Raw genomic sequence first — 16,012 nt, forward strand, 5'->3', positions numbered from 1 at the left:
CGTTTCCTTCATGCCGGAGTCCGGCCCGCGAGACGGTCGCGCACGATGTCCAGAAGGTCTGCGCGACTTACCTTGCTCGAGGGCGTGCGTGGAAGTTGGTCGAGGACCACGATGTGCAGCGGCACCTCGTAGGGCAGCAGATGCGCCCGGCAGAGCGCGAGAAGTTCGGCCCGTTCCGGTGGCGTGTGTCCGGGTTCGGGCTCGACCGCGGCGACGGGCACGTGGCCCAGCCGGGTGTCGGGCAGCCCCGCCACGGCCGCCTCGCGGACCGCCGCGTGTTTCTCCAGCACGGCCTCGACGGTGCGGGGGCGGACCTTGAAGCCACCGCGAATGATGGTGTCGTCGGCGCGGCCGTCGATCCACAGGAATCCGTCGTCGTCGATATGCGCCAGATCGCTGGTCCGCACCCAGGAGCGGTCGCCCTGCGCGGTCTGTGCCGTGCGGACCTCCAGGCGGCCGATCGTCCCGGCGGGCGCCTCGACCCCGTCCTCGCCCAGTACCCGCAACCCGACGTCACCGAACGCGCGTCCGGCACTGCCCGCCTTGCGATCCCACCACTGCTCGTGCAGCGCCAGCGTCCAACCGGCCACCGCACCGGCGAACTCGGTGGCCCCGTAGGTCATCAGCACCGGAATGCCGTAGGTCCGGAAAAAGCTGTCCGCCAGTTCTTTCGGACACGGCGCGGTCCCCGAGGTGACGGTCCGCAGGCTCGACAGCCGCTCGGCGGGCACCTCGGCGTCGAGCACCGCACGCAGAGCCGCGGGAACCAGACTGGCAGTGCGCAACCGATGCCGCTCCACGGCGCTCACCCAGGGTTCGAGATCGAACCGGGCCATCAGGATCATCCGGCGACCGGTGGTGAGGCAGGCCAGCGCCCGCCACAGCCCACCGATATGCACCAGAGGAGCCGAAACCATCGACGCGGACGTGGACAGCAACCTGTCCCGACGCACCGTCTGCCCCCCGGACAACAACGCCTGATCCAACTGCCGCGCCCACAGATGCACCCGCTTCGGCGGACCGGTCGTCCCGGAGGTGAGCATCTCGACCGCGATGTCGTCGTCACCCGGGTCCACCGCGAAGCCGGGAGCACCCGCGCTACCAGAGTCGACTTCGGCACCAACTCCCGAATCAACCACAGCACCAAACCTGTTCGTTGCCTCGGAGTCTGTCGAGCCGCCCGGATCGACCGCACTGTCGGAACCGGAACCACCCGCCAGGCCGGAGAGGATCGCGATCCCGGCATCGGCGGCGGAGTCGACAGCGATGCTCGTATCAGCCGTGGCGCCGGGGCCGGGATTCGGCGAAGCATCCGGATCAGCTGTTGCGCCGAAATCTGCTGCGACGCTGTTGGTGCCGACTGCGGCGACGGGATCGATCGTGGTGTCCGGGTGACGTGTGATGCTCGGGGCGGTCGGGGTATCGGGGGCAACTGCGGTACCGGAGTCTGCCATGGCGTCTGTGGTGGACGCGGAGAGCTTGTGCGCTGGGACGATGGCTTGCCGCGCGGGAGGGTGCGTCGGTTGTACCGATCCGTCCTTGGTCAGTTCCAGTGCGGTGCCCTTTGCGGTCACTGCATCGAATACGCCTGTACGAGCCAGTATCTCGGGACTGGCGACCACTGCGGGTAGTTCGCAGCGGGCGATGTCGGCGGATAGTCGGGCGGCGGGCTGGAGGGGGCTCAGGGCTACGACGCATCGGCCGGACGCGATCAGCGCGGCGACGACCGCGATGTGCTCGGGGCGGTTCTCCAGGACTACGCCGACTCGGTTGCCCACGGCCGCGCCGGTGGAGTCCAGCGCCTCGAGGGTCGCCCGGGCGGTTGCGCGGATATCTCCCCAGGTCCACCAAAGCTGTTCGTACTCTATTGCTTCGGCGTCGGCTGGGGCCTCGGCCAGCAGCCGGGACAGGTGGTCGCGAATGCCCACGTGGTCAGCCTTTCGTCGTCATATTCCGGCCAGGTCGGCCACTCGGGACCGGAACAGGGCGGGGCCGCCGAACAGGTGCTCGGATGTCTTGGCGCGCTTGAGGTACAGGTGTGCGTCGTGCTCCCAGGTGTAGCCGATGCCGCCGTGGATCTGGATGTTCTCCTTGGCCGCGTGCGTGAACGCGGCCGAGGCCGACGCGGCGGCCAGGGCGGCGGCCAGCGGGAATTCCGCCGATCCGGCGGCGGCCACGGAGGCGGCGTGGTCCACCGCCGCACGGGCGCCCTCGAGTTCGACCAGCAGGTTCGCGCATTTGTGCTTGATCGCCTGGAACGACCCGATGGGGCGGTCGAACTGCACCCGGGTCCTGGCGTGCCGCACCGCGGCGTCCAGGCATGCCTGGGCCCCGCCGATCTGTTCGGCGGCCAGGGCGGTCACCGCGAGATCCAGGACGGCACGAAGATACGCCTCTCCCGGAGTGTCGATGGGGCGGGCGGGCGCCTCGACGAGGTCGATGCGAGCCAATTGCCTTGTCGGATCGAGTGTCTCGAGCCGGGTCCGGGTCACACCGGCCGCATCGCCCCCGACCGCGAACAACGCCGGTCCGGCCTCGGTCCGCGCGAGGATCAGCAGCAGATCGGCGGTGTGCCCGTCGATGACGAACATCTTCGTGCCCGACACCGTCCACCCCGCACCGGTATCCACCGCCGCGGTCGTGACATCCTCGATCAGCAACCCACCGCTTTCCTCCGCGACCGCCAGCGTCGCGGTCGACGAGCCATCGACGATGCCGGGCAGCCAGCGCGCCCGCGCCGCGGAGTCCGCACAGGCCGTCAGGGCCTGCCCGGCCAGCGCCACGGTCGCGAAGTACGGTGAGGGCACGAGCGCTCGCCCCAACTCCTCGAGCACGATGCCCAATTCCACTGACCCGCACCCGGATCCACCGTACTCCTGCGGCACCGCCAGCCCGTTCAGCCCGAGCTCGCCGGCCATGCGCCGCCACAGCTCCGGATCATGGCCCGGCTCGGACGCCATCCATCGGCGCACCTGCTCGCCCGGCGCCTGCTCCGCCAGGAAGCGGCGAACCACCGCGCGCAGTTCCCGCTGTTCCTCGGTGAGGGTGAATGTCATCGCCGCGGTTCACCACTCGACGCGCAAGGACATCAGGCCATACATGTTCCCGGTCTGCTCGAGCTGTTGCCCCGGTGCGATGCGATAGTCCGGAATCCGCCTGTGCCACTCCTGCATCGCGACGTTCAGCTCCAGCCGGGCAAGATGTGAGCCCAGGCAGCGGTGCGGGCCCGACCCGAAGGCGATGTGGTTGTTCTCCTCGCGATGCAGATCCACCTCGAGCGGAGCGTCGAACCGCCCGGCGTCCCGATTGCTCACCGCGAGCGGAAGCATCACCATCTCACCGGATTTCACCGGACATCCACCGACCTCGGTATCCCGCATCGCCTTTCGCGCGGGAACGACGAACGAATACACCCGCAGCGTCTCCTCGACACCGTTGGCGATCAACGCCGGGTCGGCGACGATGGCCGCACGCTGCTCCGGATGGCTCGCGAAATGGTAGAGGGCCCAGCCGATGGCGATGGGGACGGTGTCGAATCCGGCCTGGAACATCAGGATGCAGAACGCGTGCATATCGGCGTCGCCGATGGGCTCGCCGCCGATGCGCCAGCTCATCAGGCGAGACAGCAGATCGTCCCGCGGGGCTTGGCGACGCGCGGCGATCTGTTCGGTGAAATAGGCCGAGACCGCGGTCATGGCGGCCATCTGCCGGCGATGCTCGGGATCCTCGGCGTGCGACAGATGCAGCATCTCGTGCACCCACTCGAGGAATTGGTCCAGATCCTGTTCGGGCAGGCCCATCAGCCGCATGAAGATCAGCGTCGGGAACCGGCGCGCGAATTCGTCCAGCACGTCCGCGCCGCCCGCCGGCCGCAGCCGCTCGATGAGATCCGAGGCGATCCCCCGGATCTCCGGCTCGCGTGCGGCGATCGCCTTGGGCCCGAACTCGGTGCCCAGCAGCCGTCGCCACGTGGTGTGCACGGGCGGGTCCAGCATCTCCGGAATCCACAGGTACCGCGGATCCGGATCCAGCACCGTCACCGAGGTGCTGGAGAACGTGCGCCAGTCCTGCAAGGCATCCTGGATCGCCGGACCGTCGGTGACGACCCAATACCCCTGTGCCACGGTGCTTCTGAATCCGTGGGTGGTACTGGCGAGTTCGTCCCACTGTTGTTGATGGCTCAGTAGCGGGCCGGGCGTCCGGTTGTCGAAATAGTAAGCAGGCACGCCCTCGTGGGCGCCCCGAGGCTCGAGGGTCGTACTCACGGCTGCTCCTCTCCGATCCACATCACGTCACCGCCCCGTCGAGCTTCAGGCGGAGCAGTTCGTCACCGCTGATGCCGAATTCGGCCAGTACCTCGTCGGTGTGCTCTGCGAATTGCGGTCCACGCGTGAGGGTTACGGGTGTCTCATTGAATTGCACAGGGTTGGTGACGAGTTCGCGGTCCACACCGTCGGCGTCGAGGACCTGGGCGATCAAACCGTTGGCGCGCAACGACGGATCCTGCCCGACCTCCCAGGCGTTCTGCGCCGCGGCCCACTGCCCCTCGCCGCGGCCCAGGATTTCGGTCCACTCGGCGAACGAGCGAGCCGAGATCAGCTCGGCGACGATCTCGGCGGCCTGCGCCGCATTGGCCATCAGCTTGTCGGTGGAGTCGAACCGATCGTCCTTGGCCAGCTCGTCACGACCGGCCAGGCGGCAGAACTCCGGCCAGTACCGGCCGGGTTGCAGCATGCACAACTCCAGCCAGCGTCCGTCGGCCGTTCGATAGGCGCCGACCAGCGGATTGGTGGCCGACCCGTGCTTCGGCGGGGTCCGCGGCGCGAGCGGGCCGCCGGTCAGCAGCGCGAGGTTGACCGTGAACTGGGTGGCCCACGCGCCGACGCCGAGCAGCGAAACGTCCACCACGGACGGCTCCCCCGTCATCGCGCGGGAGAACAGCGCGGCCGCGATGCCGCCGGCGATCGTCATCCCGCCCATCGAATCGCCGTAGGCGCCGGCGGGCATTCGACTCATCCGGTCCGAATCCGGTGGTGTGACGCCCGCGGCGCTGCCGCCGCGCGCCCAGAACGCCGTGCTGTCGTAGCCGCCCTTGTCTGCCTCCGCGCCGCGCTGGCCGAAACCGCTGCCGCGCACGTAGATGATGTCCGGATTGATCGCCCGCACATCCTCCAGCTCGATGCGCAGTTTCGCCCGGGCCTCCGGCAGGAAGTTGGTGAGGAAGACATCGCTGTTGCGGATCAATTCCTCCAGCACCGGCCGCGCCGCGGGCTTCTCCAGTGCCAGCCCGACACTGCGCTTGCCCCGATTGGGCCCCTCCATGATCGGATAGAACGACGAACCCGCGCTGGCCGCCTCGTAACCGAGCACCCGGACCAGCCCGCGCTGCGCGTCGCCCCGCTCCGCGTGCTCGATCTTGATCACATCGGCGCCCCAGTCCGCGAGCACGGCACCGGCCGCGGGCACGAAGGTGAACTGGGCGACCTCGAGCACCCGCACCCCCTCCATCGGTCTGCGCATCCGGCACACTCCTCTGTCGTACGTTCGTCGCAGAATTGCCGACATCCCGTGATCGCGGGCGCATCGGCCCACTCGGTGGGATCGCGGATCCGGAAACCGTTGTGCCGCTGCCGCCGACGCCGGGCTCGCCCATTCAGCGGGATCTCGCGTCGGTGCGGCGCGAGTTTTCGGGAGCATCCCGGGACGGATAACCCTGCGCCGCCCTGCCACCGGGTCTTCGGCGTTCCAGCGCGGGCCCGGTGGATACATCGGCACAGGACAGACGGACGGGAGCGAATATGGCCGCGGCGACACCGGCCGGTACTCACTGCGCGGCATCTCCGGCCGAGGGAGCCGCCCGATGCATCTGAAGACCGTGCTGTACGAGATCAGTGACTACGTCGCGACGGTCACGCTGAACCGTCCCGAAGCCATGAACAGCTTCAACCAGGACATGCTCGACGATTTCGGCGTCCTGTGGGAGGCGGTGAAGACCGACGACGACGTGCGGGTGGTCGTGCTGCGCGGCGAGGGCGAGCGCGCCTTCAGCACCGGTATGGACGTCCGCCAGGGCATCGACCGGCATCCCAACGTGTGGTCGCAGACCGATCCCGGTGAGCGGTTGTCGCCGAAACTGAATCAGGTGTGGAAACCGCTGGTGTGCGCGGTGCAGGGCATGGCGGCGGGCGGCGCGTTCTACTGGCTCAACGAGGCCGACCTGATCATCTGCTCCGACGACGCGACCTTCTTCGATCCGCACGTCAGCTACGGGCGCACCGCCGCGCTGGAGCCGATCGGACTCGCGCGCCGCATCCCGTTGGGCGAGGCGCTGCGCATCGCACTGCTCGGTTTGGACGAACGCGTATCCGCCGAACGCGCACTGCAGATCGGCCTGGTCTCCGAAGTACTTCCGCGCGAACAGCTCTGGGAGCGCGCCGACGAGATCGCCCGGATCATCGCCGCGAAACCGGCCGCCGCGATCCAGGGCACGGTCCGGGCGATCTGGGAATCCCTCGACTCGACGCGCACTCAGGCGCTGCGCACCGGACTGTCCTACACCCAGCTCGGCAATCCGATCGGCAAGGCCGAGGTCGATCCCGACACCGTACCCAAGCGGAAATGGCGGCTGCGCTGAATACCGAGAGGAACCACATGCGCTTCGGAATGCCTTGGCCCGGCGCCGATGTCGGCCGTGAGGCCGAGCAGGCCGGTGTAACCGCCTTCTGTGCGGGCGATTTCGTGGATCGTGACGCCTATACGACTCTGGCCGAGATCGTCGCGGGCACCGAGCACGCCCTGGCCGGCCCGGCGATCGCCTACGCCTTCGCCCGCACACCCTATGCGCACGCCACGGCCCTGCGGCATTTGCACGCGCGGGCGCCGGGCCGGTTGTTCCTGGGGCTGGGCACCGGCGCGTTCCGGATCAACCGCGACTGGTTCGGCGTGGACGCACGACATCCGGTGGACCGGATAGCCGAGACCGCCGAGATCGTCCGCGCCTGGTTGCACGCCGAGAACGGCGAAACAATCCGGTACAAGGGTGAATTCGCCACGATCGACGCCGATGTACGCGCGCCGGTGCTCGGAAAGCTCGATATCCCGATACTGCTGGCGGGATTCAACGCGCGCATGGCCACCGCGGCGGGGCGTGTCGCCGACGGCGTCATCGGGCACGGTCTGTTCACCGCCGCGTGGTGGGACGAGGTGGTGCGGCCCGCCGTCGCCCGCGGCGCCGCCGAGAACGACCGGCGGCCACTGGAATACGGCTGGATCATCACCGCCGTCGACGACTCCGCGCCCGAGCGGGCCATCGCCGACGCCCGGCGGATGATCGCGTTCTACCTGACCGTCCGGACCTACGATCCGTTCGTCGCCCATCACGGCTGGCAGGAACCCGTCGAACGGCTGCGCGCGGCATTCCGGGCCGGTGACACCGACGCCATGGGCCAGGCCGTCACCGACGAGATGCTCAGCGAGATCGCCGTCTGCGGTACCACCGCGGACGCGCGGGCGACCCTGGCCCGGCGGGCCGGTTCACTGCCCCGGGACATCGGCTTCTTCGCCGCGCCGTCGTTTCTGGTGGGCCGCACCCGCCGCGCCGCCTATGCCCGGTCCAGTCTCGCCCTGCTGGACGCGGTACCCGGGGAGGACTGATTTCTGATGCGGCACAACAGCTCCCCACCGCGTTCCATGCGGTAATTCGGGATATCCGGAGTAGGAAAATGATCACACACTCGTTCTCGACACAGCTCTACATCGATGGCCAGCGGACCGATGGTGAATCGAATACCGTCCTGGCAGTCCGCAATCCGGCCACCGAGCAGACCATCGCCGAAGTTCCCGACGCATCCGTCGCGGATGTGCGCCGCGCGATCACGGCCGCGCGCCACGCGTTCGACGAGGGACCGTGGCCGCGCATGACACCCGACGAGCGTGCCGCCGTACTGCTGCGGATGGCCGAGGAGATGGAGCGCCGGATTCCGGAGCTGGTCGCGGTGAACATCGCCGAGGCGGGCTCGGTGCGGGCCCTGGCCGAGACGCTCCAGACCCGGGTGCCCATCGCGCACCTGCGGGATATGGCCCAGCGGGTGATGCCCGCGTTCGCCTGGGAGCGCCCGGTGGATCCCACGATCATGCCGGGAGTCGGTATCTCCCAGGGGATTCTGCGACGTGAGCCGTACGGTGTATGCGCGCTCATCGCGGCCTACAACTTCCCGTTCTTCCTGAGCATGATGAAGCTGATTCCCGCCCTGGCCGCCGGATGCGCGGTCGTGCTCAAACCCGCGCCCGCCACCCCGCTGGAATCGCTGCTGATCGGTGATTTCGCCGACGCGGCCGGACTGCCGCCCGGCGTGCTCAACGTGGTGACCGGCGATATCGAGGCCGGGCGGGAGCTGACCACCGATCCCATGGTGGACCTGGTCAGTTTCACCGGTTCGGACGCCGTGGGCCGCAAGGTGTACGCGCAGGCGGCGGCGTCGATGAAGAAGGTCGTGCTCGAGCTCGGCGGCAAATCCGCTACCATCGTGCGCGCCGACGGCGATCTGGACGGGGCTGTGCGCTCGGCCTTCTTCGGCATCACCACGCATGCGGGACAGGGATGTTCGCTGCTGACCCGCACGATCGTGCACGAGTCCGTGCACGACGAGTTCATCGATCGGCTGCACAAGCTCCTGGGCCAGGTCAGGGTCGGGGACCCCGCCGACGAATCCACGACGATGGGTCCGCTGATCAGCCAGGCGCAACGGGACAAGGTGGAGAAACTGATTCGGGCCGGCGAGCAGGCGGGAGCCCGGATCGTCTGCGGCGGTGGACGACCCGCGCATCTGGACCGGGGCTACTTCGTCGAGCCCACGCTGTTCGCCGACGTCGACAGGTCGATGACCATCGCGCAGGCCGAATTCTTCGGCCCGGTGGGCGTAGTCATCGGATTCCGCACCGACGACGAGGCGGTCCGCATCGCCAACGACAGCCCGTACGGCCTGTCCGGCGCGGTCTGGAGCGCCGATACGGTCGCGGCCTACGAACTAGCCGCCCGGATCCGCACGGGCAGTGTCGCGATCAACGGGGGCGGCGCCGGGGTGACGCCGCGGGCGCCCTTCGGCGGTTACAAGCAGAGCGGAATCGGCCGGGAGTGGGGCGAATTCGGCCTGGACGAATACTTGCAGACCAAGAGTGTCGCCTGGGCGGCGCGCTGATCCGCACCGGGAGGCGGCGATGAACTTCGAGCTCACCGACGAACAGGCGATGCTGCGGCAGGCGGTATCCGCGCTGCTGAGCGGGTATGCGCCGATCGGTGTCGTGCGCGACCAACTCGACCGCGACGACGATGTCGATCCCGAATTATGGCGATTGGCAGCGGATCTCGGGTGGCCCGGGCTCGTGCTGCCCGAGGAGTACGGCGGTTCGGGCCAGGGCCTGGTCGACCTCACGCTGGTCACCGAGGAGGCCGGGCGGGCGCTGGCCCGGGGCCCGTTCTCCTGCACCGCCACCGTCGGCCATGCCCTCGCCGAATGCGGCTCGCCCGGAATACGAGCCGAGATCCTGCCCGCCCTCGCCAGCGGATCAGACTGGGCTACTTGGGCTTTCGCCGAGCATAATGCGCCTTGGACGCCGGACGGGCTGCGGGCCACCGCCCGTGACGGGGGCGACGTCATCACGCTGGACGGCATCAAGATCGCGGTGCAGAACGCGGCGGGTGCGCGCTGGTTGCTCGTCACCGCCCGGTACGCGGGAATTCCGACGTCCTTCCTGGTCGATCGGGACACCCCCGGTCTCACGATCCGCCGCGAGCGCACCCTCGATCCGACCCGCCTGTTCTACGAGGTCCGCCTCGACGCCGTGCGCGTGCCCGCCGACCGACGCCTCGACGGCGGCCCCGGGGCTGTGCAGCGACTCCTGGACTACGCGGCGGTGCTGCGCTGCGCCGACGCGGTGGGCGCCATGCAGCGCATGCTCGAACTCACCGTCGACTACACGAAGGTCCGCGAGCAGTTCGGCCATCCGATCGGTAGTTTCCAGGCCGTCAAACACGCCTGCGCCGACGCGGCTCTGCGAGTGCACGGCGCCCGCGCGGCCACCTACTACGCGGCGATGGCGGCCGACGCGGGGACCGCGGACGCGGACCGTGCCGCCTGCGTCGCCGCCTCCTACGTCTCCGATGTCGCGGGTTCGGTCGCCGACGCCGCCCTGCAACTGCACGGCGGCATCGGCTTCACCTGGGAACACGACCTGCACCTGTACCTGCGCCGGGCCAAGACCGACCGGGTGCTGTATGGGGATGCGAGCGTGCATCGCGAGCGACTGTTCACACTGCTGCGAAAGAGCCTGTAACTACCCGATTTCCACCGACCGACACGGCTCTGCCCTCGTCATCCCCGCACGGCTACGCCCCTCATCATTCCGACACGCTTTTGGCCGGGATCCACCGGTACTCCAACGGTTCCGATGGATCCCGGCCAAAGCACGCCGGGATGATGTAAGGGGCGCTTCGTGATTACGGTACGGACGCTCCTCCGGAGGCCACGGGCTCAGCCTGTTCGGCCACCTCCTCGGCGGCCTCGCCCTTGATTGCCCGCAACAGCACGATCGGCGTGGACAGCTTCCACACCAGATACGCGAGATTCGGTATCAGGTAGGCCAGCAGCCCATTCCACGCGAACGGCCCTGTCTTCGTGAGGAATACGAAGGCCCCCGGGATGAACAACACGCCGAGCACCACGTTGAGCCAGCCGTACCACCGCGGGAAGACAGGCTTGGGGCGCTTGTCGATCAACGCGCCGAACGCGATCGACCAGACCTGCAAGACCTGAATGCACGCGTTGCCCACCAACATGAGCCAGAAGATGTCGCTCATCGCCGACAGCACGTCGAGCGAATGCTGGCCCGGCCGGAAGGCGGCAGCCGACAGAATCGCCATGGGGAAGAAGAACCCGACGGGCGCGACGACGCCGGAGAGCAGTTGGAGCATCGATATCAGGCCCCAGCCGCCTTCTATGCGGCGCAGTTGCAGGCTCGTCACGACGACATACGGATACTCGAACGGCACCGCCAGCACGATGATGACGGTACCGACGAGTATGCCGGTGTGGTGGTGCACCAGAAAGTCGTGAATCCCCTGCTGCCCCATGGTCGGGCTGATCGGCGAGAGGATGCCGGCGCAGGCGAACGCGACATAGAACGCCACCAGCAGTAGATATCCCGACCACGCCGAGAGGCGTTCCAACCTGAAGTAGGTTGCCTTTTCCATCACCGGATCTCCTTCGATCTCAGATCAGAACTTGCATGGCGGGGGGCAGCTCGAGGCCCATGGAAACCAGCGCATTCGCGTGGTAGGACACCCCTGGCACATGGATCATGTGCTGGAGTCCCGCGTGCGCGTCGCGCCAGTATCGCTGCACCGGGTTGCCGCGCCGGATGGCGTTGCCGCCCGAGCGCACGAAGATCTCGTCCAGCGCCGAGACCGCTCGCCATGCGCAGCGAACCTGGTTGCGCCGCACCGTGGATCGGTCCTCGAGCGTCAGTTCCTGGCCGGCGTCCTTCTTGTCGTACAGCCTGCTGATGCCGTCGAGCAGCTGAACCCGGGACGCCTGGATCTCCGAGGCCGCCTCGGCGGCGGCGTAGAGCACGTACGGATCGTCCTTGATCTGCACGCCGGTGACCGCGACGCGCTCGCGCTGCTGGCTCAGGTGCACCGCCAGCCCGCCCTCGCAGATCCCGATGACCGCGGCGGTGATCCCCAGCGGGAACATCGCCATGAACGGCAGCTTGTACAGCGTTTCGGTGAGACCGATCCGGTCTGCGGCGGTGCCCATCTGCACCTCGAGCTGATCGATCGTCCGGTGTTCGGGAATCAACGCCTTGTCGACCACGACGTCCTTGCTGCCGGTGCCCGACAGGCCGATCACATCCCAGGTGCCGTCCTGCACCGGACAATCCGCGCGCGGCACCAGGACGTGCAGCACCTTCGGCGGCTGTGCCGGTGCGCCCGAACCGTTTCCGGCCAGCGCGCCCAGGAAGTTCCACGCACAATGGTCCGCTCCCGAGGAGAACGGCCAGCGCCCACTGAGCACATAACCCCCCTCCGCCGGGTCGGCGATACCGCCGGGCATGTACGGAGAGGCCATCCAGGTGTCCGGGTCGTCGCCCCAGACCTCCTGCGCGGCACGATGATCCAGCTGCGCCAGCTCCCACGGATGCACGCCGACCACGCCGGACACCCAGCCGGCCGCGGCGTCGTTGCGGGCCACCGCCATCACCGCCTCGGCGTAGTCCCGGGGGTGGGCGGCGTAACCGCCGAATTCCTTGGGCTGCAACATCCGGATGACCCCGGCGGAGCGCAGCAATGCCGCGGTCTTGTCGCTGAGCCTGCCCAGTTGTTCGTTCTCCTCGGCGAGGGCGGCGAATTCGGGGCCCAGTTCCTCGACGCGGGCTACTACTTCGTGTGTCATGGTTGCTCCTACCGGGCTGCCGCATCGCGGGTGAGGAATTCGGTTGCGACACGCTCGAATTCGTTCTTGCGCTCCACCTGTATCCAGTGCCCGCAGCGAGCGAAGGTGTGCAGTTCGATGTCGGGCACCATCCGGTTACCGACATGTGCCCCGTCGTACGGGAGCATGCGGTCGTCGCGCCCCCACAGCATCAGCGTCGGGGTGGTGAAGGTGGCCGCGCGCGTCCACAGCGGGGTGTACGTGGCGCGCAGTCCCGGATCCATCAGTGAGCCGAAGATCTTCCGCGCACGGTCCAGGGCGCCCTCGGCGGTCGCGGCGCTCAGCCGCTCATCGACCAGTTCATCGGTGATCAGGCTGTGGTCGAACACCATCGCCTTCAGCCACGCGATCATCCGGTCCCGGCTCGGATCACCGAGGAATTCGAACAGCCGCGCGAAGCCCTCGCTGGGTTCGGGCGCGAACGTCGCCACCGACAACCCGCCCGACCCCATGGTGATCAGCCGCCGGACCCTGCCCGGCAGCAGCGCCGCCAGTTCCGCCGCGACCGCGCCGCCCATGGAATTGCCGGCGAAACCGGCCGATTCGATGCCCAGCCGGTCCATCAGCCCGGCGATCTGCCGTGCCGCGGCCACGAAGTACATCTCGTTCAGCACGGGCAGATCGCTGCCGCCGAAGCCCGGCAGGTCGGGCATGATCGTGCGAAAACGGCCCGCGAACACCGGCAGGTTGTCGCGGAAGTTGGCCCAGGCGCTGACGCCGGGCCCGGACCCGTGCAGCAGGAGCAGCGGCTCGCCCTCGCCCGCCTCGTGGTAGGCGATGGTGTGTCCGCCGACTTCCGCTGTGGCACGGGTCGATTCGTAGGTCAAGGTGTGCACTGCGGTCATGGTTGCAATCCGGCCGACGGCGTGGTCGTGAGGAACGAGCCGCCCGGACCGACGTCCAGGGCCTCGCCGTACCACGTCTGCCCCCACTGCAATTCGGGGATCTTCCACTCCAGCGCCTGCCAGTCCGGATCGAAGATCAGGTATCCGCCGGAGTAGAGCTCGATCCGGTGGCCGGAGCCGGGATCGTGAATGTAGAGGTACATCGCCTGGCCGATACCGTGTTTGCCCGGGCCGTGCCCGAAGTCGATCTCCAAGTCCCGGATCTCGTCGACCGCGCGCAGGATGTCGTGGTAGTTCTCGATATTGAAGGCCGCGTGGTGGAAGCGCCCGTTGGCCTCCTCCGCGTTCACGCCGATCGCGAGATCGTGCACCTGCGGCGTCACCGACAGCCACGACGCCAGGACCGTCTCGGGTGCCTGCGGGATCATCGCGAACTCACGTCGCTTGAACCCCAGCGCCTCGCGCAGCCAGCCCTCGGCCTGGTTCACCGTGCTCGGACTGCACTGCACGTTCAGATGATCCAGGCGCCGCACCCCGAAACCGCGTCGGCGCGAAGAGTTGCTGAGCAGCTTGGACCGCAATTCCGGTGGCGCCACCGGCTTTTCGATGTCGTAGTACAGCTCGAAGGGATGCTCGCTGCCCGGCACCAGGAAACGGATCGCGGTGCCGCGGCCGATCTCGTGCCCGGCGGGCAGCTCGACCGACTCGATCTCCGCCTCGGTCAGCTGCTTGTGGAACAGCTCGACGTCCTGTGGCCGCTTGACCCGGAAGCTGTAGGAATTGACCCGCGCCTCGTCCTGCTGGGTGAGCACCAGCGAGTGATGCGTGAGTTCCTGATATCCACGCAGGTAGGCCACGCCGTCGGATTCGGCGACGACCTCCATGCCCAGCAGGTCCCGGAAGAACCAGAGCGAGCGCTGCAGGTCGGGAGTGCCCAGCGAGAAGCCGCCGGCGTGGGCTATCTGCGGGCCCGGATCGTAGTCGTGCGAACCAGCCATGCGCGCTCTCCTTCGAGTCGAAATATGGTGCTGGCTGGCAAGTTTGAGTAGCGGACGCGCAGCGCAGGCCGGAGTTTCCGCACACTGGGACGCGTCGGGGCGCGCGGGGCCGCCGCGATCGGCTCTCGCGCGAGAGCCCGAGTGATCCCGCTCACCGGAAAACCGTTCTCGACCGGACATCGGCGGCAGCACACTCGACGAACATCCGATCCCCCGCGTCTCCCGGCATCTCGCCTTCTCTCGCGTGCGCCCGTCGGCGTCACCGCCACGGCGTCACCGACCGTATCGCCGCCCCCGAGACACCGAAGCAGAAAGGCAGGCAGAAAGATGCCCGCTGACCAGGAAACCTACGACGTCGTGGTCGTCGGATCCGGAGGAGGCGGCCTCGTGGGCGCCTATGCCGCGGCGGCACGCGGGCTGCGCACGCTCGTGCTCGAGAAGACCGCGCTGTTCGGCGGCACGACGGCGTATTCGGGTGCGGGACTGTGGTTTCCGGGCAGTGCGCCGATCCGGCGCGCGGGCATGCCCGATGATCCCGACGCGGCGCGCACCTATCTGCGTGAGGTCGTCGCCGACGAGTCCCGCGAGCCGCTGCAGGACGCCTATCTGCGCACCGCGCCCCAGCTCATCGACGACCTCGAGCGCAATCCGCTGTTCGGGCAGTTCAGACACGACCCCGTACCGGACTACTTCGCCGCGAAGCCCGGGGCCACCCCGACGGGGCGCACGATATTCCCGGCCGAGATCTCGGTCGACGAGCTCGGTGACCTGGCCCCGCTGGTCCGCCGCTCGATTCCCGAGGAACGCTGGGGTATGGCCGAGGGACCGGTCCTGGTCGGCGGCCGCGCCCTGATCGGCCGGACGCTGAAGGCGTTCCTGGACACCGGTAACGGCTCCTACCGCCTCGGCACCGCCCTGACCGACCTGGTGGTCTCCGACGGCCGGGTCACCGGCGTGAGCACGGTCGACGACGACGGTGTGCGGCGCACCTTCCACGCCACCCGCGGTGTGCTCCTGGCCGCCGGCGGCTTCGAACACAATCGCGAGATGCGCGAACGTTATTCGCCGGTGCCGCTCACCGGCGAATGGTCCAACGGCGCGCCGCGCAACACCGGCGACGCGATCCAGGCCGGTACCGCGATCGGCGCGGCCACAGCCCTGATGGACGAGGCATGGTTCGTCCCCGGCACCATCCAGCCCGACGGGCTGCCGGTCTTCCAGATCGGTATCCGCGGCGGAATCTGGGTCAACGCCGAGGGCGAACGCTTCATGAACGAGACCCAGCCCTACGACCAGGCGGGCCACGAAATGGCCCGGCTGCATCGCGAGACCGGCGTCACGCACACCCGCACCCACTGGGTCTTCGACCACCGCCAGTTCACCCGCGACGGCTTCGGCGACGACCCCGCCGTGGGGGTGCGCCAGGAATGGTTCGACTCCGGCGCCCTGCGCCGCGCCGACACCCTCGACGAGCTCGCCGCGATCATCGGCGTCCCGGCGGACAAGTTTCGCAAGACGGTCGAGGAGTACAACGGCTACGGGAAATCCGGCGTCGACGAACGCTTCCACCGCGGCGAAACCGCCTGGGACCAGATGTTCCAGTACATCGTCGGCTACTCCGCGTACCCCCGCCAGAACTTCCTCGTACCGCTCACCAGCGACCTCCCCAACCCCCTGCTGA

The 16,012-nt window shown here is 68.4% G+C and carries 13 protein-coding genes; 5 read left to right on the plus strand and 8 right to left on the minus strand.

Annotated features, from left to right (window positions below; all coding sequences use genetic code 11):
• Window positions 1–8: 8 nt before the first annotated feature.
• The 4 genes from JZ791_RS28605 to JZ791_RS28620 are packed head-to-tail and all read right to left on the minus strand — an operon-like array spanning window position 9 to window position 5,520.
• Window positions 9–1,928 (minus strand): AMP-binding protein, encoded by a 1,920-nt coding sequence (locus tag JZ791_RS28605; RefSeq protein ID WP_216898451.1) that lies wholly within the window; start codon window positions 1,926–1,928, stop codon window positions 9–11.
• A gap of 18 nt (window positions 1,929–1,946) precedes the next feature.
• Window positions 1,947–3,056: an acyl-CoA dehydrogenase family protein gene (locus JZ791_RS28610; protein ID WP_216898452.1), complete on the minus strand. Its 1,110-nt coding sequence runs from the start codon at window positions 3,054–3,056 to the stop codon at window positions 1,947–1,949.
• 9 nt (window positions 3,057–3,065) lie between these two features.
• A complete protein-coding gene (locus tag JZ791_RS28615) occupies window positions 3,066–4,265 on the minus strand; it encodes a cytochrome P450 (protein ID WP_216898453.1) in 1,200 nt (399 codons plus the stop codon).
• Between the two features lie 22 nt (window positions 4,266–4,287).
• The gene (locus tag JZ791_RS28620; protein ID WP_216898454.1) at window positions 4,288–5,520 is read right to left on the minus strand and encodes a CaiB/BaiF CoA transferase family protein; all 1,233 of its coding nucleotides are present in this window, start codon (window positions 5,518–5,520) and stop codon (window positions 4,288–4,290) included.
• A gap of 340 nt (window positions 5,521–5,860) precedes the next feature.
• On the opposite strand from JZ791_RS28620, the gene JZ791_RS28625 reads away from it, so the two are divergent.
• The 4 genes from JZ791_RS28625 (at window position 5,861) to JZ791_RS28640 (ending at window position 10,332) form a co-directional block, all read left to right on the plus strand.
• The gene (locus JZ791_RS28625) at window positions 5,861–6,634 is read left to right on the plus strand and encodes an enoyl-CoA hydratase/isomerase family protein (protein WP_216898455.1); all 774 of its coding nucleotides are present in this window, start codon (window positions 5,861–5,863) and stop codon (window positions 6,632–6,634) included.
• Between the two features lie 17 nt (window positions 6,635–6,651).
• A complete protein-coding gene (locus JZ791_RS28630) occupies window positions 6,652–7,653 on the plus strand; it encodes an LLM class flavin-dependent oxidoreductase (RefSeq protein WP_216898456.1) in 1,002 nt (333 codons plus the stop codon).
• Window positions 7,654–7,721: 68 nt separating this feature from the next.
• Window positions 7,722–9,197: an aldehyde dehydrogenase family protein gene (locus tag JZ791_RS28635; RefSeq protein ID WP_216898457.1), complete on the plus strand. Its 1,476-nt coding sequence runs from the start codon at window positions 7,722–7,724 to the stop codon at window positions 9,195–9,197.
• A gap of 19 nt (window positions 9,198–9,216) precedes the next feature.
• Window positions 9,217–10,332 (plus strand): acyl-CoA dehydrogenase family protein, encoded by a 1,116-nt coding sequence (locus JZ791_RS28640; RefSeq protein WP_216898458.1) that lies wholly within the window; start codon window positions 9,217–9,219, stop codon window positions 10,330–10,332.
• Between the two features lie 163 nt (window positions 10,333–10,495).
• On the opposite strand, the gene JZ791_RS28645 is transcribed toward JZ791_RS28640, so the two are convergent.
• From JZ791_RS28645 to JZ791_RS28660, 4 genes are read right to left on the minus strand one after another with little or no spacing between them, the layout of a single operon-like run.
• Complete coding sequence (locus JZ791_RS28645; protein ID WP_216898459.1) at window positions 10,496–11,248, minus strand: hypothetical protein; 753 nt, start codon at window positions 11,246–11,248, stop codon at window positions 10,496–10,498.
• A 19-nt stretch (window positions 11,249–11,267) separates the two neighbouring features.
• Window positions 11,268–12,449: an acyl-CoA dehydrogenase family protein gene (locus JZ791_RS28650; RefSeq protein ID WP_216898460.1), complete on the minus strand. Its 1,182-nt coding sequence runs from the start codon at window positions 12,447–12,449 to the stop codon at window positions 11,268–11,270.
• Window positions 12,450–12,457: 8 nt separating this feature from the next.
• A complete protein-coding gene (locus JZ791_RS28655; protein WP_216898461.1) occupies window positions 12,458–13,333 on the minus strand; it encodes an alpha/beta fold hydrolase in 876 nt (291 codons plus the stop codon).
• On the minus strand, window positions 13,330–14,331 hold the full coding sequence (locus JZ791_RS28660; RefSeq protein ID WP_216898462.1) for a VOC family protein: 1,002 nt from the start codon (window positions 14,329–14,331) through the stop codon (window positions 13,330–13,332). Before JZ791_RS28660 ends, JZ791_RS28655 begins: the two co-directional genes overlap by 4 nt.
• 327 nt (window positions 14,332–14,658) lie before the next feature.
• Between JZ791_RS28660 and JZ791_RS28665 the strand changes: the two genes are divergently transcribed.
• A partial coding sequence (locus JZ791_RS28665) for an FAD-dependent oxidoreductase (protein WP_216898463.1) occupies window positions 14,659–16,012 on the plus strand: 1,354 nt, incomplete at its 3' end.

The organism is Nocardia alni, from assembly GCF_019038435.1.
Classification (GTDB): Bacteria; Actinomycetota; Actinomycetes; order Mycobacteriales; family Mycobacteriaceae; genus Nocardia; species Nocardia alni.

Coding starts and splice junctions, on each gene's coding strand:
- JZ791_RS28630 (WP_216898456.1), top strand. CDS start 6,652: ATGCGCTTCGGAATGCCTTGGCCCGGCGCCGATGTCGGCCGTGAGGCC.
- JZ791_RS28635 (WP_216898457.1), top strand. CDS start 7,722: ATGATCACACACTCGTTCTCGACACAGCTCTACATCGATGGCCAGCGG.
- JZ791_RS28625 (WP_216898455.1), top strand. CDS start 5,861: ATGCATCTGAAGACCGTGCTGTACGAGATCAGTGACTACGTCGCGACG.
- JZ791_RS28650 (WP_216898460.1), bottom strand. CDS start 12,449: ATGACACACGAAGTAGTAGCCCGCGTCGAGGAACTGGGCCCCGAATTC.
- JZ791_RS28620 (WP_216898454.1), bottom strand. CDS start 5,520: ATGCGCAGACCGATGGAGGGGGTGCGGGTGCTCGAGGTCGCCCAGTTC.
- JZ791_RS28645 (WP_216898459.1), bottom strand. CDS start 11,248: ATGGAAAAGGCAACCTACTTCAGGTTGGAACGCCTCTCGGCGTGGTCG.
- JZ791_RS28610 (WP_216898452.1), bottom strand. CDS start 3,056: ATGACATTCACCCTCACCGAGGAACAGCGGGAACTGCGCGCGGTGGTT.
- JZ791_RS28640 (WP_216898458.1), top strand. CDS start 9,217: ATGAACTTCGAGCTCACCGACGAACAGGCGATGCTGCGGCAGGCGGTA.
- JZ791_RS28655 (WP_216898461.1), bottom strand. CDS start 13,333: ATGACCGCAGTGCACACCTTGACCTACGAATCGACCCGTGCCACAGCG.
- JZ791_RS28660 (WP_216898462.1), bottom strand. CDS start 14,331: ATGGCTGGTTCGCACGACTACGATCCGGGCCCGCAGATAGCCCACGCC.